At 66.4% G+C, this 898-nt stretch carries 1 protein-coding gene and 1 pseudogene; one reads left to right on the top strand and one right to left on the bottom strand.

The genetic code is table 11. The annotated features are described in order from the left end of the window. Positions 1–218, top strand: a pseudogene (locus tag EN925_RS37720) (MFS transporter); the annotation flags it as partial. 10 nt (positions 219–228) lie between these two features. On the opposite strand, the gene EN925_RS37715 reads toward EN925_RS37720, so the two are convergent. Beyond that, positions 229–898, bottom strand: a 670-nt coding sequence (locus EN925_RS37715) for an amino acid ABC transporter ATP-binding protein (RefSeq protein ID WP_164894761.1), incomplete at its 5' end; no start/stop codon positions are given.

Raw genomic sequence — 898 nt, 5'->3', positions numbered from 1 at the left:
CCATCATGAAGGCGAGCGCCGCCCGTCAGTTCACCTCGGCCTTCGCGCCGTTCGCGCTCGCCTTCATGATGGCGCGGACATCGGTCGCCAATTCCCTGTGGGTGCTGGTGGTCGTCGCCGCGAGCGGCGTCATCGCCTTCCTCGCCATCGCGCTGCTCAGGCGGCGCGGCGGCCCGGCAGCGTTTGCGATTGGCGGCAGCGCGGAAGAGGCGACCTGACCGCCCGCCTTTAGTGCCGCAGAATCTTGCTCAGGAAAGCGCGGCTGCGGTCGGTCTTGGGGTGTGAGAAGAACTCGTCGGGCGTGCCGCTTTCGACGATGGCGCCGGCGTCCATGAACACCACGCGCTGGGCGACCTTGCGGGCAAAGCCCATCTCGTGCGTCACCACCATCATGGTCATGCCTTCCTCGGCGACCGCCACCATGACGTCGAGCACTTCGGAGATCATCTCGGGGTCGAGCGCCGAGGTCGGCTCGTCGAACAGCATGATCTTGGGCCGCATGCCGAGGCAACGCGCGATCGCCACGCGCTGCTGCTGGCCGCCGGAGAGCTGTGCGGGATAGGCATTGACCTTGTCGGCGAGGCCAACCTTGGCCAGCAATTCGCGGCCTGCTTTTTCAGCCTCGGCGCGCGGGATCTTGCGGACATGGATTGGGGCGAGCGTGACGTTTTCGAGTGCCGTCTTGTGCGGATAGAGGTTGAACGACTGGAAGACGAAGCCGATCTCGGTGCGCAGTTGCGTCATGTTGGTGGCGGGATCGCCGAGCCGCTGGCCGTCGACGACGAGGTCGCCGTCCTTGATCGCCTCCAGGCCGTTGACGCAGCGGATCAGAGTGCTTTTGCCCGAGCCGCTCGGGCCGCAGACGACGACCACTTCGCGCGGTTCGACGCTGAGCGTG

Origin of the sequence: Mesorhizobium sp. M7A.F.Ca.US.006.04.2.1, assembly GCF_004022915.1 — a bacterium.
GTDB lineage: Bacteria > Pseudomonadota > Alphaproteobacteria > Rhizobiales > Rhizobiaceae > Mesorhizobium > Mesorhizobium ciceri.
Note: the sequence above shows the minus strand (reverse complement) of the source record. Positions and strands in the feature narration are given on the sequence as shown.